The following is a 26,569-nucleotide window of genomic DNA, read 5'->3' as shown; positions in this document are numbered from 1 at the left end:
CACCTAGCTGTCACTGCGACTATCGGGTCAGGACAGGGTCATGCGATCGCATCTACTGCATCTGCCCTTGCCAGCACCACATCCTCATAGAGGGCTGCCAGGGTATCGCTAAAATCGAGGCTCTTCAGGGAAAACGTGGTTGTCTCAGGGGTGTAATACTGCAATACCCACAACCCGGCCTCATTACAACGAAAGCACTCCACCCGTTGATGGCGCGTATTGATCAGCACGTACTCTTCCAAGCTGTCTAAGGCTTGGTAATCCAAAAACTTATCACCCCGGTCAAACGCCTCGGTAGACTCCGATAGCACTTCTACAATCAACTTGGGAAAGCGTTTGTAGTCCGACGTTTCCCGATCGCGCCCGTCGCAGGTCACCATCACATCGGGATAGAAAAAGCGGTTGCGGGCTTCGATGCGGGCCTTCATATCCGATATGTACGCGGCAGCCGCTGCCTCGCAAGTGGCTGCGGAGTAGGGTAGCTAGATTGAGGGCAATGGTGACGTGGGCATCGTTGGCCCCAGCCATGGCGTAAATGTCGCCATCAAGGTACTCATGCTTGACGGGGCTTTCAGCCTCTAGCTGTAGGTAGTCTTCAGGGGTGACGGACTGGGGCGAGGCAACCATAGCGATGACGGCAGATCGAGTTGTTTTTTGATCCTATGCGATCGCAACCAAGGAGCCCAAGTCGGGTGGCGTGGGCGTTGTCGAAACTAAGCTGGGTGTCCTGGCAAAAACTCCGGGATGCGATCGCAAAAACTCCGCCACCGGATCGCCAGCGGTATTGCCCTGTCCCCGTCATCCTGTATCTTCTTGAGACAAGTTCTTAATTATGGCCCTGGCAACGCTGCGATTTCAGCGCCAGAGCCATTGGCATTTATTCCTGTGGTGTGATGGTTGATAAGTTGCAACGATTACTGCTGTTAGCCGGAGTGCTAGCACTTGTGCCGCTGTCTCCTGGGGCGGCGGAAACCGAAGACAGGCGTAGCGAGCGCCCGCGATCGCTCAGCGCCGAGGCGAGTCAGCTGGACTTGGCTCAGGGGCTAGTGCAGATTACGGATGTGCAGGTAGACACCAGTGCAACGGGATTGCGTCTGGTGCTGGAGACCTCTGGTACGCTAACTGCACCGGAGACGACAACGGCGGGGAATGCCCTGACTGCCGAGATTCCCAATGCCGTGTTGGCGCTGCCCGACGGTGACAGCTTTGAGGTGGCCGATCCCATTGATGGCATTGCCCGAGTTGCCCTGACCAATCTGGCCGGCGATCGGGTGCAGGTCTCGATCACCGGTATTGAGGCGCCACCGACCACCGACGTCAGCGTAGAGGCCACGGGCTTAGTGCTGAGCGTGGTGCCAGGGGTAGCGGCGGCGGCCGCCGCTGACGAGGAGGCCCTGCAGATTCTGGTGACGGGCGAGCGCAGTGACTATGTGCCCACCGAAGCCAGCGTTACCCGCCTGGATGTGCCCCTGCGCGACACCCCCCGCTCCATTCAGGTGGTGCCGCGCCAAGTGATCGAGGATCAGGCGGCCAATCGGGTAGGCGATGCCCTGCGCAACGTCAGCAATGTAGTCAGAGATGGCGGTTTCGGCGGCACTGCCGACCAATTTATTATGCGGGGATTTTTCCTGCGCAATATCTTCCGGGATGGCTTCCGCGATCCCACCTTTTCCATTCTGGAGACGTCCAATATCGAGCGTATTGAGGTGATCAAAGGGCCAGCTTCGGTCCTGCAAGGCAATCTAGAACCGGGTGGCGCCATCAATGTGGTGACGGAACAGCCCCTGGCTAATCCCCGCTACGAAGCCCAGCTGCGGGCAGGCAGCTTCGGCTTTATCCGTCCCACGGCGGATCTCTCGGGTCCCCTGACAGACGCCGGAGATCTTCGCTATCGCGTCAATCTGGCCTATGAAGGCTCCGATGGCTTTCGCGATTTAGACCAAGATGTGGAGCGTGTTTTTGTCTCGCCAGTGCTGGCCTGGGATATTACCGATGACACCACCCTGACCCTGGAGTTCAGCTACCTCGATAGTGAGCGTCCCTTTGATCGGGGCCTGGTAGCCTCGGGTCGTGATGTGGCCGATATTCCGGTACGCCGATTCTTGGGGGAACCAGATGATTTCTACGAGCTGGAAGAAATCTCAGCCGGGTACCGTCTCGAACACCAATTCAATGATCAGTGGGGTATTCGAAACGCGTTTCGATTCCTCTCCTCTGATACGGTGGACTTTCGGGCTGAACCGCTTAACTTGAATGAGGCTACAGGAGAGCTGACTCGTAACTTCCGCTCCAACGATGACCTTTCTCAAACTTATTTGTTGCAAACGGAGGTCAATGGCCGTTTCAACACCGGGTCGTTAGAACACAATGTGCTGCTGGGATTTGACCTCTCGCGAGTGACTGACGGCGGTACCCAGAGCCGACTGCCAGCAGGCCTCACCCCGAGTATCAATATCTTCAATCCGGTCTACAATCAGGTCACGCCGCCGAGCTTTGCGGAGCTGACCAATGTGGTGCGAGATAACTTCATCCGCACTGACAGTATCGGCATTTTTGCCCAAGACCAGATCGAGCTGACCGATAATTTACAGCTATTGCTGGCGGGTCGGGTTGATTTTGTCGAGCAACGCAGCGAGAACAACCTGACTGGCACCAGCGACAGCCAGTCGCCTACCGCCTTTAGCCCTTCCATTGGCTTGCTGTATCGCCCGGTTGAGCCCTTGGCCCTCTACGCCAGCTTCTCCCGCTCGTTTCAGCCTAACTTTGGCACCGATATCGATGGCAACTTCTTAGACCCAGAACGGGGCACCCAATACGAAGTGGGCCTGCGGGCTGAACTGCTGCAGGGAAATCTGATTGCCAATTTGGCTGTCTTCCACATTAATCGCTCTGGGTTAGCTACCTTTGATGCGGCTACCGGAGCCTTTGTCCCGACTGCCGAGCAGCGCAGTCGCGGTGTTGAACTGGATATCAGCGGTGAAATTTTGCCGGGCTGGAACGTGATTGCCTCGGTAGGCTATATCGATGCCGAATTCACGGAGGAGTTCTTTGGGTTGGAACCGGGGAGTCGAGTAGACAATGTCCCTGAACACACGGCCAGCCTCTGGACCACCTATGAGATTCAGTCGGGCGACCTGCAGGGACTTGGGTTTGGCGCTGGCGTGTTCCATGTGGGTGAACGGGCCGGAGACTTCGGTGACACCTTCGACTTGCCCGGTTACTGGCGCACCGATGCCGCCGTGTTTTACAACCGAGATAACTGGCGGGCGGCCATCAATGTGCAAAACTTGTTTGATGTGCGCTATTTCACGGCCAATAACTTTGGCCGGGTGGCCATCGAACCGGGCGCACCGTTGACGATCATTGGCACCCTCTCGGTGGAGTTTTAGGCAGGGCGAAGGACGGAGGACGGAGGACGGAGGACGGAAAAGGGAATGGGAGACAGGGTAGGGGCGTGGTTACCGCGCCCAATGCAGTGGTTACCGCGCCCAATGCAGAAAATTGACTTAGAGGACGTCATGAGGGGCCAGGGACGGACCCACGGGGAAAAACAGAGAACGGGGAACGGGGATTAGCAGCTTGAGAGATTGGAGCCGATGAGACGACAGGGACGCCGGTGGCTGGCGATCGCATTGGCGGGGATGTTGGCGCTGGTGGTCGCCTGTGGGGGGCGATCGCCAGACTCGGCTACGCCCCCTGATAGACCAGACGAGACCACCTCGTCGTGTCACGTTGTCAGCCATGCCAAGGGGGAAACCTGTGTCCCCTCTGACCCGCAACGGGTGGTGGCGCTGGGCAATTTAGAATACGTCTTGGCGTTAGGGGTGCAGCCCATTGGCAGCGACGATGTCACCAGTCCGAAGGCTTACTTGAAAGATGAGGTCGAGGGCATTACGAATGTGGGGGGCGGCAACGCCCCCAGCCTAGAGAAAATCCTGTCCCTGAAGCCGGATCTGATTCTAGGGGGAGAGTACCTTGACCTCAACTATCGGGCGATGTCGCAGATTGCCCCAACGGTGCTAGTGCCGTTTGATTACAGCGGTGAATGGAAGCGCTTTTTTCGGGAGGTGGCGATCGCACTTGACCGTCGCGACCAGGCCGAGCAGGTAATGGCAGAGTATGATGCCCGCATCGAGGAGTTCCAGCGGGCCATGGGCGGGGCAGAGCGCCTCAGTCAACTCGACGTCTCCATTGTCCGCGTCTACCCGGATCGGGTGAACCTGTACCTGAAAGACTCCTTCTGCGGCACCATCGTTGCCGATGCCGGGTTGTCGCGCCCCCCCAGCCAAGATCTCACCGCTGCCGAAGCCAATGCCCTAACCGGCAACCCCATCCAGTATTCCATCAGTCGCGAGCGTCTCCTCGATGCCGATGGCGACGTGATTTTCCTGTGGACTTACGGCGGCAACGATCAGCTGATCCGGCAGGCCCACTCGCAAAAGGCGAGGCTGCAGACCGATCCCCTGTGGTCGCAACTGCAGGCGGTGCAGCAAGGGCGCGTCTATGAAGTGCCCAGCTACTGGATCGGGGATGGCCCCTTGGCAGCCAACGCGGTGTTGGATGACCTGTTTAAGTACCTAGTAGAGGACTGATCTCTCGATTTCGGACAAAAGTTGGTGTGACCTGTGGATGGAGAGTCGGCAGCAGGCTCAGCAAGCTGATCCACAGGATAGTGGCGATCGCATTGCCCTCTGTCCTGAACATATTGGCCAGGGTTATAGGCGCGATATCGCGTTGCCCAGCGGCATTGACCTGACGCTGCATCGCTATCGATTTCACGACGACTTAATCTCATCTGAGGGGCAGGAGGACGTCACGGATTGCCTAGAGTGGGTGTTTAACCTGTCGTCCCTATCAGGGTGTCGTGAAGCAGTTGTATCTAGGAGAGCAAGAGCGTCGAACTGATCGCATTGTGGCTAGAGCAGGCTACGGAACCTAGCGCAAAATTTCCCCTCATAGACTTGCCACTTTGTTGGCGGTTCATGGTCTTCTGGTTCGGTTTGTCCCAGGTCTTCAAGCCTCAGTACCGGGTGACAGAAGCTCAACCACCACAAAGGGACTGACTCCCTCTTGTCAGATTACGTAGCTAAGACGCAAATCGTGTCCGTCATAGAGTCGGGGAACTCCCACAACCCCAAACCAATCTGGACGCTTATACCAATTTGGGTAGCGACCATCGTAGTAGAGGTTCATGTCGCTGCCGCTAAACACCTGTTCGGGCCAATGGGTGGGAGGCCGAAACGTGAATCGTAATAACTCCGGTTGAAAGTCATGAAATACGTCTCGCGACGGGCTAGCGCCAACATCAGGCAAGCCAGGTTCCTCCGGGTCGTCGCTGGGTAAGTCATATATTGAACTAGTGCCACAATAATGGCAGGAAATTGAATTCGGCAGACACGGATTGTCTGGAAGCCCTATGTCACTGACTGTCAAAGACTTAGAGGACTTGCAAGCCCACTATCCCGACTATCGACTGGAGTTGGTTGATGGCAAGATTATCGTCATGAGTCCTTCTGGGTATGAGTCGGATGAGGTTGCTTTTCAGGTCGGGGCGAACCTGTGGAACTGGGTCAAACCTCGGCAGCTCGGACGGATTACTGGATCGAGTGCCGGGTTCAGCCTTGCCAATACCCGCGCTCCCGATGTTTCGTTTATCCGGGCTGAGCGGCTTCCCCGTTCTCCTCGTGGCTATGCCACTATTCCTCCTGATTTGATGGTAGAAGTTAAATCACCCACCGATCGGGTGGAGGAGCTGCGAGACAAGATTGATGAGTTCCTCACTCAAGGCACAGTGGTTGGGCTTTTGGTGAATCCAGAAGACCACACAGTGGAAATTCGACGCCCAGAGCAAGCGTCAATCACATTGGGCGATGGGGATGTATTAACTGTTCCAGACTTGCTACCGGGTTGGGAATTGCCCATCTCTGAGCTGTGGCCGCCTGTGTTTGAGTAAAGTTGCTCTGAGCTGAATCTACTGATTGACAATTTCTATCCCCAAGAAGACTTGTTGTTTCGAGGACGGATATGCGTTACTTAACCTTTAAAGGTTTCGCGGCTTGACAGATCGTCACTGTGAGCCACCACGTTGGCTACATTGGGGTATGGGACGCTCGCCTAAGGGAGTTACCGCTGCCAGTCCACTGGCGCTTCAAAGATTTCTGCCTCAGTGAAGGGGCAAGATTGAGGGAGTTGATCTGGATCTAAAGGCGTTTCCCGGTTGACTAAATCCAGTCCTTTCCGGTAACCTCTGATGACTGCTTCTGCCAGGTAGGGCTTCAAGCTGGGATTATCCTCCAAGATTTCATGAATTTCTCGACGTTGCTCGCGGATGGTTGCAGCCCAACTTTTAGATCGGGCTTCTGGTTGGTAGCGCCACTTGAGGAGATGCCCCAGCAAAACACCGAGGCGATTGCATAGCTCTTGCCGTTGTTGCTTGCCCAACGATTCAATCTCCTCGATCAGATTTTCAATATCCAGTTCCCTAAGACGGCCAGAGCGCAGCAACTCTGCCTGGTGCTGAGTCCAAGCGTGAAAATCTTGGGCGTAGAGCGTGGTGGTTTGCATGGGAATCACCGTACTGATTTACCTCATTCTGTCACTCTCCTTATTGTCTCCCATCGCCGCGCCGTGCTGGAGAGGTGCGATCGCATCATTGTGCTCAACCATGGCAGAGTACAGTGGGCGTTGCAGCAAATTTTAAATTGTCCTTACGAAGGCTGGACACGACAGCTCTATCTAGAAGGTAAGGTGCTTGAGCTCATTGCCTTGCAAACCCATCAGTATTGTCAGGCAGCGCCGATAGTGCCCAGTGGTGTATCCCTGAAACCGGCTCAAATTGAGCAGATTCACGCTGCTGCCGATCTGCTCGAGCGATATTTGGACGATTCTCCGTCGCTGCTGCAACTGGCCCGCTGGGTAGGGCTGAATGACTGCACTCTGAAGCGGGGCTTTAAGCAGGTCTTTGGCACCACGGTCTTTGGCTATCTGCGGCAGCGGCGTCTGGAACAGGCGAGGGAATTGCTGTTGGAGCAGGAGATGAGTGTGACTGAGGCAGCAACGGCGGTGGGCTATACCCATGTGGGGCATTTTGCCGCAGCGTTTAAGCGAGCCTTTGGGGTGAGCCCGCGGCAATTACGGCAGTGATTCCGGCTGGGGATAAAAAAATTCCGGGATGGGGAAGTTGCGATGGCCGAAGGCCGGTCTGCGACCATCGCACCCTATCCCCTATGCTATGCCCTAGCTTCTGAGAACAACTTGCAACAGCTTATGATGACTCAGCGTGTGGGTGTGAGTTCCCTGAAATATTCCCTGACCCTGGGCCGTGTCCTGGGCATTGCTGGCCTCCTCTGTATGACTGGTGGCCTCGTGGCACCTGTGGCTGCCGACACAACCGACCCTGACAAGGCTCCGACTGCTGCCGACTGGCTAGCCCAACTAGAGAGCGAGCCGGCCACCATTACCCACCTGCGCCTGACTCCGACAGACGCAGGACTGACCCTGACCATCGAAGCCAATGGCGTATTGCCAGCTCCCACTCTGGAAACCCTAGGTAACGCCCAAATTGTCACCATTCCCAACACCGTATTATCACTACCGGCGGGGGAAGAGCGCTTCCACAGTCAGCCCGCTGAGGGGATCGCGGCAGTCGCGGTGAGTACAGACGGCAACGCGGTGCGTCTGGCCATCAATTGAGAATTGCTCTCATTTGAGATATGGTCTTAACCATGACTTGGCAACGTTAAGCCCATGACGATTACCCTCTCACAGCAAGACTATTGGCAGTTAGTGCGACACATCCAGGAAACGAATGCGGCTGCGAGCCAGCCCCATCAGGATATTAACCGCAACACCGACGAGTATGACATCACCTGGAAATATCCCAAGCAGCTGGGGGCAGGGTATTACCGAAAGATTCGAATTCGAGACGGAATCGTGCTGGCGATCGCAGACTATCGTCTTCATGATGATCTTATTATCACCAGCGATGAGCGAGAACATCCCCTGGAACTGAACTACGTGTTGATGGGCGCTGCGCCTTCCGAGTCATACCCAGTGAAGGTTGGGCAGCATTGCTTTTGTGGCAGCGGTATGGCTCCTGAGGAAGCAGGCTATGAGGTGGCGGATCTCCATAAGTTTACGGTCAACATCCATATCGAGCCAGCACTGTTGGGGCAATGGGCGACGGACTGTTCTAAGGAACTTTCCCAGTCTCTAAACTACCTAATAAAACCCCCCGATCGGCTCTATCATTTGCAGATATACAACACCAGCTCAGCCATGCAGCAGATCGTTCAACACATACTGCAGTGCCCATTTCAAGGATTGACCCAGCGCATATACCTAGAGGGTAAGGTGTGGGAACTGATGGCACTACAGCTGGCTCAACTACCCGAGATGGATGGCTCCACCCCGTCTGCTAAGGGGTTGAAACCCGACGATATTGAGCGCATTCACTACGCCAAAGAGCTACTGGTGGCCCGACTCGATGATCCGCCGTCGCTAATTGACCTGGCTCGTCTGATAGGCATTAATGACTGCAAACTCAAGGTTGGATTTCGCCAGGTGTTTGGCACCACCGTCTTTGGTTATCTACAGGATTGCCGTATGGAGAGGGCTCGTCAGCTATTGACAGCTGGTGAGATGACGATTACTGAGGCGGCCCAGGCTGTAGGATACGTCAACCGCAGCCACTTTGCCCTGGCCTTTCGCAAGAAATTCGGCATCAATCCCAGCGTCTACCGCAAACGTCAGCGGCATTTTTGGCAGATAAGTTAGTTTCCCACAGGGTTCTGTATCACAACTCTCGGGTGGTTTTAACCATAACAAACTAAGACTGTTTGTCTGTTGGTAGGGCACGCATGCGGACCCGGTCTATCTCAACAACGCTGAAATGGCCAATCCAGTCGGTGCGTAGAGATATGGCCTGTGTCACCACGCTTGCAACCTGTTGAGCAGAGGTCATCCTAAAGCGAAAGAGTACGATGCCAGTCGTTGCCGGAAGTCCGAGACGAAACGCTAGCTCACCAAAGTCTCGATCAAAAGTCAAAAGAATGCGATCTTCGGCTTGAGCCATTGATAAAACTTCAGAATCGGAGCTGCCTGGAGCGTCGGTACGAATCCATCGGACATCGTGCCCTTGCTTGCGAAGCGCTTCAACGGCATCGCCTGGAAAATTTTCGTTAGCCAGGAACCTCACCGTTATACAGACAAAGGATAAACCCGCTCAGCTTTGAGAAGTTCGCTGGCATAGCGAAGGCAGGCTTGAATATCTTCTCGAGTTATGCCGGGGTAGTTTCGGAGTACTTCTGGCTCTGACCAACCCTCCGCTAGTAAGTCGATGATGAATTCGACAGCTAGTCGAGTACCGCGAATAACGGGCTTACCGACTAGGATGTCAGGGTTGACGACAATGCGCTCTTGCCAATCCATTAGAAGAGAGAAAACGGTCAATCTTTTATTTACCTTAGCGTCAAAACACAGACTCGATGCATCATACGGACGGCTAAACCACAAAAACTCCGGAAACCGTTCAAAAAAGCTCCTGCTGCCGTTCTCACCGGCCTTCTATCCCTCACCGCCTTCCCGTAAGCTTCTTGGGAAGTGTTCCGATTTAGGTGTGGGAGTGAATGATGCGTCAACTGCAGAGATTATTTTGGCTCACGGGTGTGTTTTCGGTGGTGCTGGCGTCGGCCGCCCAGGCAGACTCTTTGGAACCATCCACCGTTGCTGAGACTGAGGTCGTTCCGGTAGAAGATCTTGATCGTAGCGAGGAACCCCAACCAGCCACCACGGTCGCGGCATGGATGAGCCAGATTGAGGCTCAGGAGCGATCGCCTGCACCCTCGGCTGACATAGCTCAAGCCCTGACTCAGATTACCGATGTTCAGATCACCGAAACAGAGAACGGCCTGCAGCTGATGCTAGCAGCCACCGGTTCCATCGCGGAGCCTGAAACCTCCGTGGTGGGGAATGCGCTGATTGCCGAGATTCCCAATGCAGCCCTGGCCCTGGCAGAGGGGGATGAGTTTCAGGCCGCCAACCCGGTTGAGGGCATTGCTTTGGTGAGCGTAACAGGGCTACCGGACAATCGGGTGCGGGTATCGATTACGGGAACCGATGCGCCGCCAGAGACTCAGGTAGGCACAGAAGCAGGAAATCTGGTGTTAAGTGTGGTGCCGGGAATTGCCCGAGTCGGCGATGCGGATGACGCCATCCAAATCGTGGTAACTGGGGAGCCGGATGAGCGGTACAACGCTCCAACGGCCACGACGGCCACCCGCACCGATACCCCCCTGCGCGACATTCCGCAGTCGATTCAGGTGGTGCCCCGTGCCGTAATTGAAGATCAACAAGCCACCGATTTGCAAGAAATTGTCCGTAACGTGAGTGGTGTCGTGGAGTCAGATACATTCAGTGGCACATTTGACAGCTTTAACATTCGTGGGTTTCAGCAAAGAACCTTCCTACGTAACGGATTTCGAGATGGCGAAGTAACAAGACTTAGAGAAACCGCCAACGTGGAGAGGGTAGAGGTGCTCAAAGGCCCTGCTTCCATCTTGTTTGGGCGTCTAGAACCGGGCGGTGTCATCAACTTAGTCCCCGAACGACCGACTGCAGAACCATTTTTTGCCTTGGAACCGCGTGTGGGCAGTTTTGGTTTCATCGAACCCTCGATTGATGCTTCTGGCCCATTGAATGCTGATAGAACAGTACGCTATCGGCTCAATGCCCTTTATGAAAGACAAGAAGGGTTTCGGGATTTTAATCGCGATATCGAACGATTCTTTGTTTCACCGGTTGTGACCTGGGATATTGGCGATCGCACCAATCTCACCCTGGAATTCTCCTATACCGATGATGAACGCCCCTTTGATCAAGGACTAGTTTCTATTGGTGAGGGCATTGCTGACATTCCCTTCGATCGCATTGTCAACGAGCTAGACGATTTTAATGAATCGACGCAGCTCATTGCCAGCTATGAACTAGAGCATGAATTTAACGACAACTTAGAACTGCGTAATCGCTTCCAATTTTTGCGGGGAGACCGATTAAATATTGAAAACCAGCCTTTCAGTATTAGCGATGCTGGAGAGTTACAGCGATTTGTGTTTTCTAACGACGCAATCGAGACAAGCTACGGTTTGCAGACTAATCTTGTTGGTGATTTTCAAACTGGGACCGTTGGACATGAGGTACTTTTTGGTTTTGATCTCAATCGCGAGGTTGAAGATCGACAGGGTCGAAGCACTGATGATAGTTTTGGCGTGACAACAATCAATATCTTTGATCCGGTTTATGACGATGGTACACCTAGCAGAGACGAGCTTAACTTTACAGCTGTTGATATCAATAACCGGACAGATTCCCTGGGCATTTATCTCCAAGACCTGATTGCCTTTACAGATAATCTCAAACTTCTCATCGGGGGTCGATTTGACCTGGTGAGTCAAAATAACGAAAATCGCTTGAGTGACACCACTGAAACTCAAGACGATACGGCTTTTAGCCCCCGGATTGGTCTGGTGTACCAACCGATTGAACCCCTATCCCTGTACGCCAGCTTTAGTCGCTCGTTTGTGCCTAATGGCGGCGATGGTCAGGGCGGCATTCTGCCCCCCGAGCGCGGCACCCAGTATGAAGTGGGGCTTAGGGGTGAGCTGTTGGAGGGGCGGCTTTCGGCTAACCTGGCTGCGTTCAACATTACTAAAAGCAATATTGCAGTGGGTGTCCCGGGCCCTCCTGCGGGGCTGCAACGGGCCATTGGGGAACAAAGAAGTCGAGGCATTGAGCTGGATATTGCTGGCGAAATCAGCGATGGCTGGCGAATCATCGCCTCTTACGCTCATACTCATACTGAGATTACCGAGGATAATGGCAGCGACCAGGAAGGCAATGAACTCCAGGGCGTTCCCAGAAATGCGGCCAGTCTTTGGACGACCTATGAATTTCAACAGGGTGACTTGCAGGGGCTAGGACTGGGTGCAGGTGTCTTTTTTGTCGGGGATCGGGAAGGAAACCTGGATAATAACTTTGAACTGCCTAGCTATGCCCGCGTTGACGCCAGGATTTCTTATCAAAGGGATAACTGGGAAGCCGCCCTGAACTTCAAAAACCTCTTCGATATTGACTATGTGGAGTCTCCTGGTTTTGGGCGCTTTTCGCTTGATCCGGGAATTCCTTTTACGGTGATTGGTACTTTTTCAGTGGAATTTTGAAGAGGCTTCTGAACCAGAACTGTGGTCAAAGCTTGGTCTAGGTATAAAACCTTTGAGCACCTAGCTCATATTCCGGCTTGACTACAGCTGTAAGTGTCGCTATCAAAACAGGTTCATCGTCCCTATGCCAACGCTTTTTCCAGTGTTTAAGCAACTCAGAAAACTATTGACAGCGGCAGGAATTTTTGGGCATCGCTGTCGGCAGATGCTCAATGCAAAGCGGTATCAAAGGCAATTCATTGGCTTCGCTTTAGTGGTCATAGGGTTCGTTGCTGCCTGCAATGGTACTTCCTCTAATAACTCGGTGCGATACACCTCGGCAAATGTGCAGACCGACCAACTAACCCGCACCGTTGAGCACGCTATGGGAACAACGCAAGTCCCAGAGACGCCTCAACGTATGATCACCTTGGGAACTTTCACAACCGAAGCGCTGTTAGCAATCGATACTCCTCCCATCGGCGCTGTGGCTCGCCCAGAGGCTTACCTGAAAGAGCAACTGCAAGGTACCGAGAGCATTGGTTATCGGCGTCCTGATTTAGAAAAAGTATTGGCACTGCAACCAGACCTGATTTTAGGCTCGACTTCTCTGGAAGAGATTTATACTCAAGCGTCACAAATCGCGCCCACTGTTTTGTTTGAGTTTGACACCAGTGGTGATTGGAAAGAGATATTTGCCTCAGTGGGACAAGCTATCAATCGCTCAGAAAGAGTAGAAGCCGTCATGGACGAATATCGCGATCGCCTAGCGACCTTTAAAGAAAGAATGGGCGATCGTCTGAACCAACTGGAAGTTTCAATGGTGCGGGTTTATCCTGGCTACTTTGAGCTTTATCAGGAAGATATCTTTGCCGGCACGATTCTGCTAGATGCTGGCTTATCTCGTCCTCCCAGCCAGCGCGGGGGGCAACCTGTTCAGCGAATCAGCAAAGAGCAACTGCACTTAGCTGACGGGGATGTCATCTTTCTGTGGACTGACGGTGACAATTTCGAATCCAAACAGGATGCCCAAACTGCGATCAAACAGCTTCAAGCCGATCCCCTATGGTCACAGTTAGAGGCTGTGAAACAGGGAAACGTTTATCAGGTCAGTGGTGAACACTGGATTGGGTCAGGACCAGTAGCAGCCAATCTCGTCGTTGATGATCTATTTCGCTATTTGCTAGAGGAGGAAGACCCATCGTAACTCCGCCCACCAGCCTGCGAACTTTCCTAATCATTTGGATTGGGCAAACTGCCTCTATTTTGGGGTCGAGGATAGCCACCTTTGCCCTCACCATTTGGGTATGGGAAGCCACCGGACAAGCCACGCCCTTATCTTTACTAATATTTTTTACGGCGACGCCGCCCATTATTGCCAGTCTGTTTTCCGGCATTATTATTGACCGATTCCCTCGCAAACAATTGATGCTGTTGGGAGACATCGTGGCGGCAGCCTCTACAGTCGTCATTCTGTTGTTGCTGCTGATCGATACCCCCGCCATCTGGCATCTTTATCTGGCTGGGGCTGTTAGTGGTTTATTTGGGTATCTGCAATGGATGACCCTATCGGCTTCCATGGCGACCATTGTTCCCCCACAACACTACACGCGAGCCTCTGCCTTAGAATCAGCCAAGGGATACGGTTCCAATATTTTGGCCCCCGCCCTAGGAGGAGCCCTCTATTACGTGATTGGGCTGACAGGGATTTTAGTGCTCGATCTCATCACTTTTCTGCTGGCAATGAGTACCCTGTCACTGGTGACCGTTCCCCAACCTCAAGGGAGCCAGTCAGCCAACAAAATAGACACTCCGAACCAGCAGAGAATATGGCCCCAGTTGACTTTTGGGTTTCGCTATATTCTCAAGTATCCTAGTTTATTGGCCATCCTGGTATTTCTACTCAGTGCCAATTTAGTCGGCAATATCGGCGGTGCGATCTTCCCGGCCATGATTCTAGCGCGCAGTGGTGATAATACTGCGGTGCTGGCAACGGTTGAAGCGGCGAGTGGAATTGGCGGCCTCAGTGGGGCAATATTTCTGAGTGTTTGGGGTGGTTTTCGGCGTCGAATTCACGGCTTGTTGCTGGGGTCTATCTTGTCTAGACTCGGCGGAATTGTGATTGGCTTAGGACATCTGCCATAGATATGGGCAATGGCAGGGTTCGCAAAAACATTTTTTGGGGTGTTTATTGGCAGTTCTAATCAGGCAATTTGGTTATCGAAGGTGGACCCAGCGGTGCAGGGGCGAGTATTTACCTCTCGCTACCTGCTGGCCCAGATCACCTCGCCAATCGGGCTGGCGATCGCAGGCCCTTTGGCCGACTATGGGTTTGAGCCAGCCATGCAGCCGACTGGGATATTAGCAGGGGTCTTAGGGAATATATTTGGCACGGGCGAAGGGGCAGGAATGGCCGTTCAATATACTCTATTTTCCTGCTTGGGCCTGCTCGCCGGGCTAATAGGATATGCCTATCGCCCCTTACGTCAGGTAGAACGCATCATTCCCGATCATCACACAGCTGCGTCGTAGAATTGCTTGAGCATCAGATGGCAACAGGATGGCAGTTTTGTTGGTTAAACCCCGATGGAGCGGTAACCTCGCCCGGTTTGAGACCGCCAGGACCTCCTCATGTCCGAAGTACCGGGATTGACCAGCTTGGGCGATCGCCTCGCTCTCCCAGCCTGCACGGATAACCTGTCGGCGTTTTCATCAACAGTGTGTCTGTTAATGTAGTGACGAACGGCTCGCCAGCCTGATTCCCGACCTGGTTGAGCGCATAGAGGTGATTCCAGGTCCCAGCCTGTTGTGTTCAGGACAAGCTTAAATCGTAGCTTACCGTTGGGAATCTCAGGAACTTAAAATGCCGTTCAGCGATAGGACAAAACCAGACAAGACCTGTTCGCCAGAAACCTCGGTCGGCGATCGCAACACCTCCACTGCGCACTTGCCCCGATAAATTTCTACCTGTTGGTCCTGGGGATTAATCAGCCAGCCTAGCTGGAGACCATTCTCCAGATATTCCTGCATCTTGGCCTGCCCATCCGTAAGCTGGTCGCTGGCGGACTGCAGCTCAATCACAAAGTCAGGGTAGAGCGGCAAAAACTTGTCTGGGTCAGGATTCAGGGCCTCCAGCCGGTCTCGTTTCACCCAAGCGGCATCGGGCGATCGGACGCCCTGTTTGGTAATCGAAAGCCTGTAGATAGAGTCAAACCCGATCCCTGTTCCATCCACATCAGCCCAGTTACCTAGCCGCTGAACCAATCTTGAGGTCCGATTCCCGGTTTCCCATCCTGTGGGCGGCATAACGATCAACTGTCCTGCCGCAGTGCGCTCTAGCCGTAAATCGCGGTTCGCCTGACAGAGCCGATAAAACTGCTCATCACTCAATTCAATGTCCGCCGATTGAAGGTCCAGAGTCAGAGACATCATGGCCCACACCCGCCGCACTATCCTCCAATTCTAAAGCGATCCGTAGGGTATGCATAAAACTCCGCTGAGCGGTCGAAAAAATCCGTCTAGGGCTCCTTTGGGAAGTGGGAGGATGGGAAAGTGGATGGGTGGATAAGTTTTTAGTTCTTAGTTTTGAGTGTTGAGTTCTACCAGCCATGCTTCAGCTCAAAACTCAAAACTAAAAATTCAACACTTAAACCTTACTGCCCACTTACCTGCATCCCCATGCCCCCTATCCACCAGCTCCTCTGGCAGCTCATCCGCTATGCCCAGCGTCTCTACTGGGTCGATACTCTGTTGTGGTTATTTATCTTGGGCCTGCCAGCGGTACCGGGCATCTTGATTCGTGGGTTTTTCGATAGTCTGACCGATCACGCTCATCTGGGCTGGTCTCCCTGGGGGTGGATCGGGCTGCTGCTGGCCACTGGATTAGCGCGGGTGGTGGCGATTTTTACTGGCCGTATCACTAAGACCCAGCACCGGTTTTTGATCAGTGGGCTGGTGCGGCACAATCTTTTGGTTGAACTGCTGAAACGACCTGGAGCCGAGTTGGCCACTGGTGGGGCTAATGGTCGAAATACGTCCCCTGGGGAAATTCTCAGCTATTTTCGCGATGATGCTTTTCAGATAGAAGATACCGTCGTCGGCACCAACGAGATTTTTGCGGCCGGGGTGTTTGCAGTGGGGTCGGTGGCGCTGCTGCTGAGCGTGAATCCCACCATGACACTGCTGGTGTTTTTGCCTCTATGTGCGATCGCAACCCTGGCGCAGCGAGCCGAACACCGACTCAAACGCTATCGCCGCGCCAGCCGCCAGGCCACCCAGCAGGTCACCGGGCTGATCGGTGAAATGTTCACCGCGGTGCAGGCGGTGAAAGTAGCGGGTGCTGAGCCCCGCATGCTAGAGGAGTTGCAGGACAGATGCGATCGCAGACGCCGTCTGATGGTGCGCGACCAAGTCTTCAGTGCCATCCTTGACTCCGGCTTTGAAAGCATCGTCAGCCTCGGCACGGGCCTAATTTTATTGCTGGCCTCCCAAAGCCTTGGCACCCAAGGGACTCTAACCGTCGGCGACTTTGCCCTGTTCGTCTACTACCTCTCCTTCGTTACCTACTTTTTGGCATTCTTCGGCGGTTTCCTAGCCACCACCAAGCAAAGTGAGGTGTCCTTTGAGCGGATGGCAGGGCTGATAGGCGCAGGCGAGGAGGCAAGGGGGCGAGGGGGCGAGTCTAATCCCAACGAAATAGTCGAATCTCAACCTCCCAGCGACCCACCGACCCAGCGACCCACCTTCCCTCTCACCCAGCCCCACCCCCTTTACCTCAAACCTATCCTGGGTTTCCAGCCCCCGTTGCCGTCCCCCTTACCGGCAACAGCCTCAGAGTCACTACAAGCACTGCGGGTCGAGGGACTGACCTACTACTATCCCGGGAGCGCTAACGGTATTACCGACATTAGCTTTACGCTGCAGCGAGGCAGCTTGGTGGTGATTACGGGTCGGATTGGATCGGGCAAGACGACCCTGCTGCGAGTGTTGCTGGGGTTATTGCCAAAACAGTCGGGCTCAATCTTCTGGAACGGTCAGCCGGTTGACGATCCGGCGAATGTCCTGGTGCCGCCTCGGGCTGCCTATACCCCGCAAATTCCCCAACTGTTCAGCACCTCCTTGCGCGAGAACTTGCTGTTAGGGCTAGACGCTGCTAACGCTTCGGCCGACCTGGAAAGTGCCATTGCCACTGCGGTGTTCGACCAAGATGTGGCCACTATGCCCGATGGCCTCGACACGTTGATAGGCACCCGCGGTGTTCGGCTGTCGGGGGGACAAAAACAACGGGCTGCTGCCGCCCGCATGTTGCTGCGCCAACCCGAGTTGCTGGTGTTTGACGACCTCTCTAGTGCCCTGGATGTGGAGACGGAGCAACGCCTGTGGGCACGGTTGTTGGGGAGTAGTAGCAGAGGGGGGGAGTGGGGGAGTGGGGGCGTGATGGAGGGAGGGAGTCATAGGGCTACCCCGTTACCCCATCACCCCGTTACCCCAGCCCTCCAGCCCACTCTCCTCATCGTCTCCCACCGTCGTGCTGTCTTAAACCAAGCTGATTGGGTGATGTTGTTGGAGGCTGGAAACGTGACGTTCTCTGGAAAGCCGGTTGAATTCTGGCATCAATGCCCCGGCTTCTGGCAAGACCTAGATTCCCATCGTTGATCCCTTAACCTTGTGGTGGCGCTGTTTTAATAGCATCAATGCCCCATGCCCATAGCCCACTGGCGACCGACTAAAATGGTTCCCAGCCCTACAACGATTGACTCACGGGAATGCACAGAGGCGTATTGGACACTGGGTCGGCAATGATGCGGCTGTCTAGATCGAACACCTGCTTGACCAGCGCTTCGGTGACCACATCAGATGGATGCCCTTGGGCGATGACGGCGCCGTCACGTAGAGCAATCAAATGATGACTGTAACGGCAGGCCATATTGACGTCGTGGAGCACCATGACAATGGTGCGGCCGGCATCCCGATTGAGGTGATAGAGCAGATCTAGGACTTCAATTTGATGGGCTAAGTCTAAATAGGTCGTCGGTTCATCCAGCAGCAGGGTCTCGGTGTCTTGGGCCAGAGCCATGGCGATCCAAGCCCGTTGCCGCTGTCCCCCAGAGAGGGTATCGAGGGGGCGGTTGGCAAAGTCGTGCAGGTGGGTGGTTGCGATCGCAGCCTCTACTTGCAGCTCGTCTTGCCGCGACCACTGCTGCAACCAGTTTTGGTGGGGATAGCGGCCCTGGGCCACCAGCTCCCGCACCGTCAGTCCCTCTGGAGCCGCAGGGCTCTGGGGCAAAATCCCCAGACGCTTAGCCAATTCCTTGGTGGGCAAGTGAGCAATGGCATCACCGTCTAGGTAAACGGTGCCTCCCTTTGGCTTTAACAGGCGCGCCATGCCCCGCAACAAAGTGGACTTACCGCAGCCATTAGGCCCCACCAGTGTCGTCATTTGGCCGTGGGGAATGGCTAAATCCAGCCCCTGGATAACGACGTTGCCATCGTAGGCCAGCGTCAGCTTGCGGGTGGTGAGGGTAACTTGGGTGGCAGTGTCGAGGATCATGGTTGGCGAGTGGCGAGTGGTGAGTAGGTGGGGAGATGGGGGGATGGGGGGATGGGGAGAATGGAGAACGGAGATGGGGTGATGGGGTGATGGGGTGATGGGGTGGCGAGTAACGAGTAGTGACTTAATCTTCACTCTTCACTCTTCACTCTTCACCCCTCTTCTAGCTGTAATCTCGCAGCATCTTCTTGATCTCCAGGTTGTGCATTTCTTCCTGACCGATTTTGGTGCGGGTATATTCCTCTAGGTAGATGCTGGCGTTTTCGACGATGCCCAGGAGTTTTTTGTACATGTTGAGGGCCTTTTGTTCGTGGCTGAGACTTTCTTGCAGTAAATCTCTGACTGAGTGCCGATGGGTTTCTTCGATGGTGGCGATACGCTGGCTGGGGTGACCTTCTAAGCCGGTGATGATTTCCCCCGCTTCTTGGGCATGTAGGAGCGACTCGCTGGCTTGAGCTTTGAAGAAATCCACAATGGGGATGCGGTTGGGGCCGGTCACCATCAATGAGTAGTGGGTGTAGCGAACCACCCCCGCTAGCTCAAACTCCATAATCTGGTTTAGTAGCCCAATGGTGCTGTGGGTATCGAGATCTTTCATGAATAGTCTGTAGTCAACCTGTAGTATTGATCAGGGTAGGCATTGCCTTTGTTAAGATACTTTATCAATAGATCCCCGCGATTGCCCGGTTTAATTGCCAGAGACGTGAACGGCAACCCCACACTAGAGTCCTTAACCCGGGGAAGACAGAGTTGAATTGGCCATGTCGATGACCACACAGCGGTGTCGGTGGCCTCGGCAGTTGCATTAGATTTGCTACGGTTGTAGGGTCTGACGTTAAGCATTGCTTAACGTCTCAATGTCTTCATGGAGAGTACGCCGTTGTCTGGCATTCACCCCTCCACCTCATCTCTGAAATCCCGTTGGGAACATCTAGAGCCCTATTATCAGCAGGTCAAAGCGGTCATCCTAGAGCGGCAGCATCCCGTCACGGGCCTGCTGCCGGCCAGCACCGCCGTGACCGTCCACGGTAACTATACCGATGCCTGGGTGCGGGATAACGTCTACAGCATCTTGGCGGTATGGGGCGTCGCCTTAGCCTACCGCAAGTTGGACGAAAACTGGGGCCGCACCTACGAACTAGAGCAGAGTGTGGTCAAGCTGATGCGAGGGCTGCTCTTCGCCATGATGCAGCAGAGTGCCAAGGTGGAGCAGTTTAAGCAGACCCAAGATCCCCTCAATGCCCTCCATGCCAAATACCACACGGCCACCGCCACGACGGTGGTGGGCGATGAGGAATGGGGACACCTGCAGCTCGATGCCACCTCCCTCTATCTGTTGATGTTGGCCCAGATGACCGCCTCCGGGCTAGCAATCATTTACACCCTGGATGAGGTCAATTTCATCCAGAACTTGGTCTATTACATCGGTCGGGCCTACCGCACCCCCGACTATGGCATCTGGGAGCGGGGTAATAAGCTGAACCACGGTCGCCCGGAACTCAACGCTAGTTCTGTGGGCATGGCTAAGGCTGCTTTGGAGGCGATGCAGGGGCTGAATCTGTTTGGCGTCCGCGGGGGCCAGTCGGCGGTGGTGCATGTGTTGCCCGATGAAATCGCCCGGGCTCGCATTACCCTAGAGTCTTTACTGCCGCGGGAGTCTGGCTCTAAGGAGGTGGATGCGGCGCTGCTGAGCATTTTGGGGTTTCCGGCTTTTGCCATGGGAGATGCCAATGTGATCGAGCTCACCCGGGCCAAGATTATCGACAAGCTAGAGGGGAATTACGGCTGCAAGCGCTTTCTGCGGGATGGTCACCAAACCGTGATCGAAGATACTACCCGGCTGCACTACGAGCCCGAAGAATTGCAACAGTTTGAGCACATCGAGTGTGAGTGGCCGCTATTTTTTGCCTACCTCTGGCTCGAGGCTTTGTTTCGCGGTGAGACTGAAACGGCTCGCGTCTACGAGACTCGCCTGCAGGCCCTGGCTGTCGAACGGGATGGCTGGCTCCTATTGCCGGAGGTGTACTATGTCCCGGTTGAGCACCTAGAGGCGGAGCGGCAGCAGCCGGGGAGTCAGCCCCGTCGCCCTAATGAAAATGTGCCCCTGGTCTGGGCTCAAAGCCTTTATGTGCTGGGGCAGTTGCTGACCCAAGGGCTACTGAAGCCGGGGGATCTGGACCCTTTGGGGCGTCACCTGCGTGTCACCCATACTCGTCATCCCATCGTGCAGATTGCCCTGGTGGCTGAAGATGAGACCCTGCAGGCGGAGTTGGCCACCTTTGGCATCGTGACCCAGTTGCGATGGCCGCAGGCCGGTCCGCGACCATCGCAACTGGAGCCGATGCAGATCTATCCTGCCGGGGAATTATCGGCCATCTATGCCGAAATCGGTCGCAACGACAAGCTAGGGCTCAGCGGTCGTCCGGTGCGGCGTCTGCGCAGCCTCACGACCTCCCGCGCCTTTCACATCGGTGGCGAGACGGTGCTGTTCCTACCTTCCTGCCTCGATCAGCAGCAATTCTACCTCACCCTCGATTACCACTTTCTGGTAGCTCAAATCCGCAGTGAACTGGCCTATATCCATGAGCACTGGCATGAACCGGGGCGACCCACGGTTACCCTGTGGCTCACCCATGCCATGTTCGAGTTGGGCCACAAGCCCATCCACCAATCTCCCCTGCTGACGCTATTGCAGGAGCTGAAGTCAGGTTCCTGTGGTAGTGTGCCGGTCTGCCTCGGTCCCCTCTATCAACTCTTGCTCACTGCCGGCAGTGAGCGCATCGACGATGTCAATGGGTATCCCTGGGGCCGCTCTTCCCTGATGGGGCGTTTGATTTCGTCTGCCTACCTGCTCTTGACTCCAGATAATGTCTGGCCCCTCTCCATCATCGAGGAGTTTGACCTAGAGCAAGAAACAGACCTGGAGCGGCTGCTGACCATCCTGCGCCAGTCAGACAACCTCTACGAACAGATTGAACTGCTCAGTAGCTTGAAGCGGCTACAGGGCCTCGAGTTTAATACGGGCCTAGGTGACTCTACTCGGGCCGTCACCGTGGCTGATCTGCTGAATGAAATTTATATTAAGGCGGGCAAGCTGGAGCACTGGGGCATCGTCCGTCGAGCCGCCGGGTTGCTCGAAAAAGTCGACATCAGCTTATCGGATTCGGTGACAGAGCTGCTGGTGCGCCAGAAGCATATTGCCGTCGGCAAGGCCTACAGCCAGGCTGCTGTGATTCGAGATCCCATGCCCCATGGCGACATCATGGCCAAGATTCGCACCTTCTGCAGTGAAGATGTGCGGGAGCACGCCCTCAGCCAGGAGATCTTGATTTACCTTAGCGTGCTGATTAAGACCGAACCGACTCTGTTCGATGGCCTCCTCACCTTGCGGATCAGTTACTTGATCTTGCTACTGACCAGTGAACTGAGCCACGAACTTCGTGTCAGCCAGGATGAGGCCTACGAACACTTGATGGGCCTCAGTCCCTTTGAGATCAAGCTGCGCCTGCGCCAGGTGCTAGCGGGCTACCAGGGCCTCAACAGCACCCTCTTCCGTCAGGAATCCCTGCATGTCAGCCATCCCGCCGCCATCGACTGGCAGGTGGTGCCCCAAAAGGAAATTACCCTGCCAAAAGACGGCGATTGGCTGCGGAAACGGCGCATTGATGGCGAAATCAATCGCTTGCCCGATAGCTTCTACACCGGGGTTTGGCAACTATTGCGCCACTGTAGAGGCATTGTCATCGGCGATAAGTTAGAGCGCCGCAATCGCCTCGATAGCCAGGTGGTGCTATCGGAGATGACTCCAGGAGAGCAGAATTTCGCCCTGCGGGTGAATCACCTACTGAACAAGATTCAGGCTCCCGAATATCGCCATCTCACCGTCGAGGCCCTGCAGGAACTGGCTGCCCTGGTGGAGGGTAATCCCGAGCTGCAGTTTGAGGACTATATGGTCTTGGATGTGTTGATAGGCCATGCGGTACGCTTGGCTTGGCTAGAGATCCATCCTGAGCGTGCCGTCGATTACGATACCGACAAAGCCTCTGCCTGGCAGGCATTCTATGGCCAGCCTCCTCGGGAGTGTGCTCGCTATGTGGCCAAGGCCTTGCAATTCCTGGCGGAGTTGGCCGAAGCAGAGCCCACAGACCAGCAGCAGGTGGCCTAATATAGCTGGCTCGCAGCCGCCCCTAGCTAGAATGACTCTGGGAGCACTGCAGTGGAGGGAAATGTTTCAGGCGACTCGCTGTCGGTTAGCCCTCTGGTACACCAGTGTGACGGCGGTACTGTTGTTGTGCTTTGCCAGCGGGTTTTATCTCTATGTGCGCACCACCTTGGTAGAGCGGGTGGATGACACCCTCAACCACGTGTTGGAGGTGGTGCAACGGTCTCTGGTGATTGAGCCCGGCTCGGTAGAGGCCCGGGTGCTGACGACTCCTACCGCTACTGGTCCCTCCCTGCGGGTGAATGTGGAGGCCAGTTTTCGCGACAACGCCCAAGCAGCGGAGGATGACCACATTGACTTGGAGTGGTTTAGCCCCCAGGGAACGCTGCTCTGGTCTACCCTGTCTGAGCCCCTGCCGATTCCTCTACATGTGAATCCAGCTGGGGAGACGGTGTCTGTTACCGAGGAACAGGTGCTGCGTCAGATTACTCGCCGGGTGCAGGCGGGCAATCAGGTGGTGGGGTATCTGCGGGTCAGTCACCCCTGGTTTGAGGTAACCAAGCCCACCCGGCGGTTGCTGGCGGATCTGAGTCTGGGGATCTGCGTTACCGTAGGCGCGGTGGCTGCCATTGGCTGGCTGTTGTCGGGCCTTGCGATCGCACCAGTGCGGGATTCCTATCAGCAATTGAAGCAGTTCACCGCCGACGCCTCCCACGAATTGCGCAATCCCATCGCCGTCATCCAGACCAATGTCCAGGTGGCCCTGGCCGACCCCAACCCCAACCCCCAGGCCCAGCAGGGGCAACTGCAGGTGATCGAGCGCTTGACCCGGCGCTTGGGACGATTGGTGGACGATCTGCTGTTTTTGGCCCGTCAAGACGGTGGATTGACCGCGATGCAATGGCAAGCGTTTGACCTCAACCACCTGCTGGCCGACGTCATCGAAGAGCAGCAGGCCATTGCCCAAGACCAAACCCTGCACTTGAGCTATCAGCCCCCGGCCACCATCCTCGACGCCGAGGCTACCATCATGGGTGACCCCGACCAGATCACGCGGCTGTTCACTAACTTGATTAGCAATAGCCTGCAATACACCCCAGCTGCCGGCACGGTAACTGTGACCCTGAGTCCTGACAAGCATCAGGGCCACAGTTACTGGCAGGTACGCATCTGTGACAGTGGCATCGGCATTCCGGCCGCGGCCCTAACCCATGTGTTCGACCGGTTTTACCGGGTTGACCCGGCCCGCGCTAAACCTTGCGATGGTCAAAGACCGGCCCCGAAGGGCCATCGCACCGGCAGCTCCGGCTTGGGCCTAGCCATTGCCCAGGTGATCGTGCAGAACCACAAAGGTCAGATTCAGATCGACAGTGTGGTCGATAAAGGCACCACCGTCACCGTCTGGTTGCCCATGGCCAGCCCGCGCTAAGGGGACGCGAGATCTCGCGCCCCCGAGCATGGTTAGGCGGTTTGCCGCCGCCGTAGCGTCCCTGCCCCGAGGCCAGCCAGAGCCATTAGCCCTAGCACCGTGCCCGGTTCCGGCACCGAGGCCGGATCCTGGCTGGGGACAGCATCGGTCAGCGTGATGCGACCTTCACCATCAGGCTGATAGCGAGGATCGCCCGCAGAGATCAAGCCGTTTAACTCATTGCTGATGTAGTCAGCCAGGGCTTGTTCGTAAGTCACCCCTAGAGACGTAAAGTCGCTGCGATTGAAGGGATATTGGTCGCCGCCGCGGGCTAGAAAGTCAACTGTAGCAATGTCAACCGTAGCATCGGTGACCACTCGTCCCGCTTCTACCAGCACGGTCCCATCATTGAGGATGATCGTCTGAATGCGCTCACCATCAACGACGGTGGTAACGTTTAATCCTTCGCCTTCCACTTGGGCTGCCGTCAGCGTCGGATTGTACTCGAAGCTAAAGCCAGCGATCTGGGCAAAGCGACCGGTGCCCTCGCCAGAGCGAACCGGGTTACCATCGGCATCCAGCTCGATACGGGACACAGCATTCTCAAGAATTTCCTTCAACTTGCCAGCTTTGACATCTTCAATCACCGTGACAAAGTTGGAAAACTGGGCAATTGACTTGGTGTCGGCCCGGGAGATGTCTCCGGCAGGGATCGGATCTTCGTTGCGGATACCGCCGCCATTGGTTAGGGCAATATCAACATTCTCAATGCCGAAGTTGCTAGAGAGTTGCTGGGCACTAGTTAATATGGCATCCGCCAGCAAGTTACCAACATTCGCTTCCCGGGCCCGGAAGATATCGCGTCCCCCTTGAATTTCCACCTCCGAGGTGCCAACGATGGTCTGGTCGAGGCTATCCACAAACGCTTGCACCGGTTCGACCACATTGGATTGCACCGTTGGATCTGGGGCAACGGCATCCGGCTGACTACCGCCAGCGACGCGGATAGGTCCCCCATTCACGGTAATCACGTCACCGTCTTCAAAGGTCACATCCAGGCGCCCGAGGTAGTTATAGCCTCCCGCTGTGGTAACGATGGGAATTGCTTTCCCGGTTTTATCCTCAGAGAAGATGGGATACGAATCGGCGGCAGTATCTCCTGGGATGAGTTCGTCACCTGGATTAGCCAGGAGTTCATCACCCCCCCCGGCGATGGCAACGTCGATACCTTCTAGCTTGGCGATTAACTCTCTGTCTTCATCAACTCCTTGCAGGTGACTGATGAAGATAATATTGTCTACTCCTGCAGCCGTCAGGGCATCAATCTCAGCTTGAACAGGGGCAGCGGGATCCTGAACGCCAACGGCTCCAGGACTCGAAATGAAAGATAGGTTGGGCGTCGTGGCTCCAACAATGCCGATTTGTTGGCCACCTTTCTCGACAATGGTGCTGCTGGCAATTTTGCCATCTGCAGCCAGACCAGAGAGCGCTGGCTCACTACTGAAGTCCAAGTTGGCACTCAAGAACGGGGCTGTTCCCCCAGCATCGTTATAGGCCTGAATCAAATCGCCCAGGATACCAGGGCCAGAGTCAAACTCATGGTTACCAATCGCAATCGCGTCATAACCGATTTCATTCAGCAGTAGCGCGTCGTAGAAAATGCCATCGGCCAGGCTCGCATCGAACTCAGGTCCAGGCAGAAAGTTATCCCCACTGGATAGGGTGAGAACATTACCGCCGCTACTTTGAATACCTTTGACCAAGGTAGTAAACTCAGCGGCGCCGCCAAAATCAGGGTTACTCTGACTGCCAAAGATATCAGACTCACCGTCGTTATTGTGCAGAATAGTCAGGTCGAAGGTGACGGCTTGAGCAGGACCGGCGCTGACGAGAGCGACCATGAGCCCCGCGAGTCCACCTTTCAAATAGGAGCGAATACAAGACATGTATGTTCCTCTTAGAACGCTGAATGAGCTGGATAGCTGTCGAGTCAGTCCGTAACTCAGCAGAGATGCTTTCGGGGTGAACCCATGCAGAAGCTGCCTGAAAAGATGAACCCGGTAGCATCGACTACTTAGCCTACGGAAAACCCTAGACTCTAAAGCCCTGAGACCGGATGGGATACCGTTAAGCCTGGAGCCGATATAACCGGCAAGGAGCTTCTGAGACAGAGCTACCCAGCCTGTGATCTAGGGGTAATCTCCCAAGTCGACATTAAATGGCGGTAAAGTGAACTTTAAAGCTGGTGTGAATAC

21 protein-coding genes and 2 pseudogenes are annotated in these 26,569 nt (G+C 55.1%); 14 read left to right on the top strand and 9 right to left on the bottom strand.

Going from position 1 to position 26,569, the window contains the following annotated elements; translation table 11 throughout:
- Positions 1–38: 38 nt before the first annotated feature.
- Positions 39–627: pseudogene (locus XM38_RS12940) on the bottom strand (Uma2 family endonuclease).
- Positions 628–893: 266 nt separating this feature from the next.
- Between XM38_RS12940 and XM38_RS12935 the strand changes: the two are divergent.
- From XM38_RS12935 to XM38_RS12925, 3 genes are all read left to right on the top strand, one after another.
- Positions 894–3,389 carry a TonB-dependent siderophore receptor gene (locus XM38_RS12935; protein WP_088430060.1) on the top strand — a complete coding sequence of 832 codons (2,496 nt, stop codon included), beginning with the start codon at positions 894–896 and terminating at the stop codon, positions 3,387–3,389.
- A 207-nt stretch (positions 3,390–3,596) separates the two neighbouring features.
- Positions 3,597–4,592 carry an ABC transporter substrate-binding protein gene (locus XM38_RS12930; protein ID WP_080810352.1) on the top strand — a complete coding sequence of 332 codons (996 nt, stop codon included), beginning with the start codon at positions 3,597–3,599 and terminating at the stop codon, positions 4,590–4,592.
- Between the two features lie 37 nt (positions 4,593–4,629).
- A complete protein-coding gene (locus XM38_RS12925; RefSeq protein ID WP_137455106.1) occupies positions 4,630–4,905 on the top strand; it encodes a hypothetical protein in 276 nt (91 codons plus the stop codon).
- Positions 4,906–4,952: 47 nt separating this feature from the next.
- On the opposite strand, the pseudogene XM38_RS28960 reads toward XM38_RS12925, so the two are convergent.
- Positions 4,953–5,394, bottom strand: a pseudogene (locus tag XM38_RS28960) (Uma2 family endonuclease); the annotation flags it as partial.
- 22 nt (positions 5,395–5,416) lie between these two features.
- On the opposite strand from XM38_RS28960, the gene XM38_RS12915 reads away from it, so the two are divergent.
- The gene (locus tag XM38_RS12915; RefSeq protein WP_080810353.1) at positions 5,417–5,953 is read left to right on the top strand and encodes a Uma2 family endonuclease; all 537 of its coding nucleotides are present in this window, start codon (positions 5,417–5,419) and stop codon (positions 5,951–5,953) included.
- A gap of 170 nt (positions 5,954–6,123) precedes the next feature.
- On the opposite strand, the gene XM38_RS12910 is transcribed toward XM38_RS12915, so the two are convergent.
- The gene (locus XM38_RS12910) at positions 6,124–6,564 is read right to left on the bottom strand and encodes a DUF29 domain-containing protein (RefSeq protein WP_080810418.1); all 441 of its coding nucleotides are present in this window, start codon (positions 6,562–6,564) and stop codon (positions 6,124–6,126) included.
- On the opposite strand from XM38_RS12910, the gene XM38_RS12905 reads away from it, so the two are divergent.
- The 3 genes from XM38_RS12905 (at position 6,538) to XM38_RS12895 (ending at position 8,775) form a co-directional block, all read left to right on the top strand.
- The gene (locus XM38_RS12905; protein ID WP_187329396.1) at positions 6,538–7,143 is read left to right on the top strand and encodes a helix-turn-helix transcriptional regulator; all 606 of its coding nucleotides are present in this window, start codon (positions 6,538–6,540) and stop codon (positions 7,141–7,143) included. The genes XM38_RS12910 and XM38_RS12905 overlap by 27 nt on opposite strands.
- Positions 7,144–7,266: 123 nt before the next feature.
- A complete protein-coding gene (locus tag XM38_RS12900) occupies positions 7,267–7,692 on the top strand; it encodes an AMIN domain-containing protein (protein ID WP_137455104.1) in 426 nt (141 codons plus the stop codon).
- 54 nt (positions 7,693–7,746) lie between these two features.
- A complete protein-coding gene (locus tag XM38_RS12895; RefSeq protein WP_080810358.1) occupies positions 7,747–8,775 on the top strand; it encodes a helix-turn-helix transcriptional regulator in 1,029 nt (342 codons plus the stop codon).
- Between the two features lie 52 nt (positions 8,776–8,827).
- On the opposite strand, the gene XM38_RS12890 is transcribed toward XM38_RS12895, so the two are convergent.
- Positions 8,828–9,196: a DUF5615 family PIN-like protein gene (locus XM38_RS12890; RefSeq protein WP_080810360.1), complete on the bottom strand. Its 369-nt coding sequence runs from the start codon at positions 9,194–9,196 to the stop codon at positions 8,828–8,830.
- A 2-nt stretch (positions 9,197–9,198) separates the two neighbouring features.
- Entirely contained in the window at positions 9,199–9,429 is a 231-nt protein-coding gene (locus XM38_RS12885) for a DUF433 domain-containing protein (RefSeq protein WP_080810362.1), read from the bottom strand.
- Positions 9,430–9,626: 197 nt separating this feature from the next.
- On the opposite strand from XM38_RS12885, the gene XM38_RS12880 reads away from it, so the two are divergent.
- From XM38_RS12880 to XM38_RS27700, 4 genes are all read left to right on the top strand, one after another.
- Positions 9,627–12,215, top strand: a complete 2,589-nt coding sequence (locus XM38_RS12880) for a TonB-dependent siderophore receptor (RefSeq protein ID WP_088430058.1) — start codon at positions 9,627–9,629, stop codon at positions 12,213–12,215.
- Between the two features lie 124 nt (positions 12,216–12,339).
- Positions 12,340–13,401, top strand: coding sequence for an ABC transporter substrate-binding protein (locus XM38_RS12875; protein WP_080810365.1), 1,062 nt, complete (start codon positions 12,340–12,342; stop codon positions 13,399–13,401).
- The gene (locus tag XM38_RS12870; RefSeq protein WP_306441583.1) at positions 13,365–14,339 is read left to right on the top strand and encodes an MFS transporter; all 975 of its coding nucleotides are present in this window, start codon (positions 13,365–13,367) and stop codon (positions 14,337–14,339) included. The genes XM38_RS12875 and XM38_RS12870 overlap by 37 nt, the downstream gene beginning before the upstream one ends.
- Positions 14,340–14,348: 9 nt before the next feature.
- On the top strand, positions 14,349–14,726 hold the full coding sequence (locus XM38_RS27700) for a hypothetical protein (RefSeq protein ID WP_256995609.1): 378 nt from the start codon (positions 14,349–14,351) through the stop codon (positions 14,724–14,726).
- 318 nt (positions 14,727–15,044) lie between these two features.
- Here the strand turns inward: XM38_RS27700 and XM38_RS12865 are convergent, their stop codons facing one another.
- Positions 15,045–15,626, bottom strand: a complete 582-nt coding sequence (locus XM38_RS12865) for a Uma2 family endonuclease (RefSeq protein ID WP_080810420.1) — start codon at positions 15,624–15,626, stop codon at positions 15,045–15,047.
- A gap of 246 nt (positions 15,627–15,872) precedes the next feature.
- Here XM38_RS12865 and XM38_RS12860 point away from each other — a divergent pair, with 246 nt between their 5' ends.
- The gene (locus XM38_RS12860) at positions 15,873–17,849 is read left to right on the top strand and encodes an ATP-binding cassette domain-containing protein (RefSeq protein ID WP_088430056.1); all 1,977 of its coding nucleotides are present in this window, start codon (positions 15,873–15,875) and stop codon (positions 17,847–17,849) included.
- 88 nt (positions 17,850–17,937) lie between these two features.
- On the opposite strand, the gene XM38_RS12855 is transcribed toward XM38_RS12860, so the two are convergent.
- On the bottom strand, positions 17,938–18,741 hold the full coding sequence (locus XM38_RS12855; RefSeq protein WP_088431677.1) for an ABC transporter ATP-binding protein: 804 nt from the start codon (positions 18,739–18,741) through the stop codon (positions 17,938–17,940).
- Between the two features lie 166 nt (positions 18,742–18,907).
- Entirely contained in the window at positions 18,908–19,342 is a 435-nt protein-coding gene (locus XM38_RS12850) for a ferritin-like domain-containing protein (protein ID WP_080810369.1), read from the bottom strand.
- Positions 19,343–19,624: 282 nt separating this feature from the next.
- On the opposite strand from XM38_RS12850, the gene XM38_RS12845 reads away from it, so the two are divergent.
- Complete coding sequence (locus XM38_RS12845) at positions 19,625–22,909, top strand: glycoside hydrolase family 15 protein (RefSeq protein ID WP_256995608.1); 3,285 nt, start codon at positions 19,625–19,627, stop codon at positions 22,907–22,909.
- Between the two features lie 61 nt (positions 22,910–22,970).
- Positions 22,971–24,335 (top strand): sensor histidine kinase, encoded by a 1,365-nt coding sequence (locus XM38_RS12840; RefSeq protein ID WP_088430052.1) that lies wholly within the window; start codon positions 22,971–22,973, stop codon positions 24,333–24,335.
- Between the two features lie 32 nt (positions 24,336–24,367).
- Here the strand turns inward: XM38_RS12840 and XM38_RS12835 are convergent, their stop codons facing one another.
- Entirely contained in the window at positions 24,368–26,215 is a 1,848-nt protein-coding gene (locus XM38_RS12835) for a 5'-nucleotidase C-terminal domain-containing protein (RefSeq protein WP_225889306.1), read from the bottom strand.
- Between the last annotated feature and the right edge of the window lie 354 nt (positions 26,216–26,569).

Source organism: Halomicronema hongdechloris C2206, from assembly GCF_002075285.3.
Lineage (GTDB): Bacteria > Cyanobacteriota > Cyanobacteriia > Phormidesmidales > Phormidesmidaceae > Halomicronema_B > Halomicronema_B hongdechloris.
This window is presented reverse-complemented; position numbering and strand designations above follow the sequence as displayed.

Bases quoted from the DNA above. Each gene is read 5' to 3' on its own strand.
- XM38_RS12935 (WP_088430060.1), top strand. From the start codon at position 894: ATGGTTGATAAGTTGCAACGATTACTGCTGTTAGCCGGAGTGCTAGCA.
- XM38_RS12930 (WP_080810352.1), top strand. From the start codon at position 3,597: ATGAGACGACAGGGACGCCGGTGGCTGGCGATCGCATTGGCGGGGATG.
- XM38_RS12925 (WP_137455106.1), top strand. From the start codon at position 4,630: ATGGAGAGTCGGCAGCAGGCTCAGCAAGCTGATCCACAGGATAGTGGC.
- XM38_RS12915 (WP_080810353.1), top strand. From the start codon at position 5,417: ATGTCACTGACTGTCAAAGACTTAGAGGACTTGCAAGCCCACTATCCC.
- XM38_RS12910 (WP_080810418.1), bottom strand. From the start codon at position 6,564: ATGCAAACCACCACGCTCTACGCCCAAGATTTTCACGCTTGGACTCAG.
- XM38_RS12900 (WP_137455104.1), top strand. From the start codon at position 7,267: ATGATGACTCAGCGTGTGGGTGTGAGTTCCCTGAAATATTCCCTGACC.
- XM38_RS12895 (WP_080810358.1), top strand. From the start codon at position 7,747: ATGACGATTACCCTCTCACAGCAAGACTATTGGCAGTTAGTGCGACAC.
- XM38_RS12885 (WP_080810362.1), bottom strand. From the start codon at position 9,429: ATGGATTGGCAAGAGCGCATTGTCGTCAACCCTGACATCCTAGTCGGT.
- XM38_RS12880 (WP_088430058.1), top strand. From the start codon at position 9,627: ATGATGCGTCAACTGCAGAGATTATTTTGGCTCACGGGTGTGTTTTCG.
- XM38_RS12875 (WP_080810365.1), top strand. From the start codon at position 12,340: ATGCCAACGCTTTTTCCAGTGTTTAAGCAACTCAGAAAACTATTGACA.
- XM38_RS27700 (WP_256995609.1), top strand. From the start codon at position 14,349: ATGGCAGGGTTCGCAAAAACATTTTTTGGGGTGTTTATTGGCAGTTCT.
- XM38_RS12865 (WP_080810420.1), bottom strand. From the start codon at position 15,626: ATGATGTCTCTGACTCTGGACCTTCAATCGGCGGACATTGAATTGAGT.
- XM38_RS12860 (WP_088430056.1), top strand. From the start codon at position 15,873: ATGCCCCCTATCCACCAGCTCCTCTGGCAGCTCATCCGCTATGCCCAG.
- XM38_RS12850 (WP_080810369.1), bottom strand. From the start codon at position 19,342: ATGAAAGATCTCGATACCCACAGCACCATTGGGCTACTAAACCAGATT.
- XM38_RS12840 (WP_088430052.1), top strand. From the start codon at position 22,971: ATGTTTCAGGCGACTCGCTGTCGGTTAGCCCTCTGGTACACCAGTGTG.
- XM38_RS12835 (WP_225889306.1), bottom strand. From the start codon at position 26,215: ATGGTCGCTCTCGTCAGCGCCGGTCCTGCTCAAGCCGTCACCTTCGAC.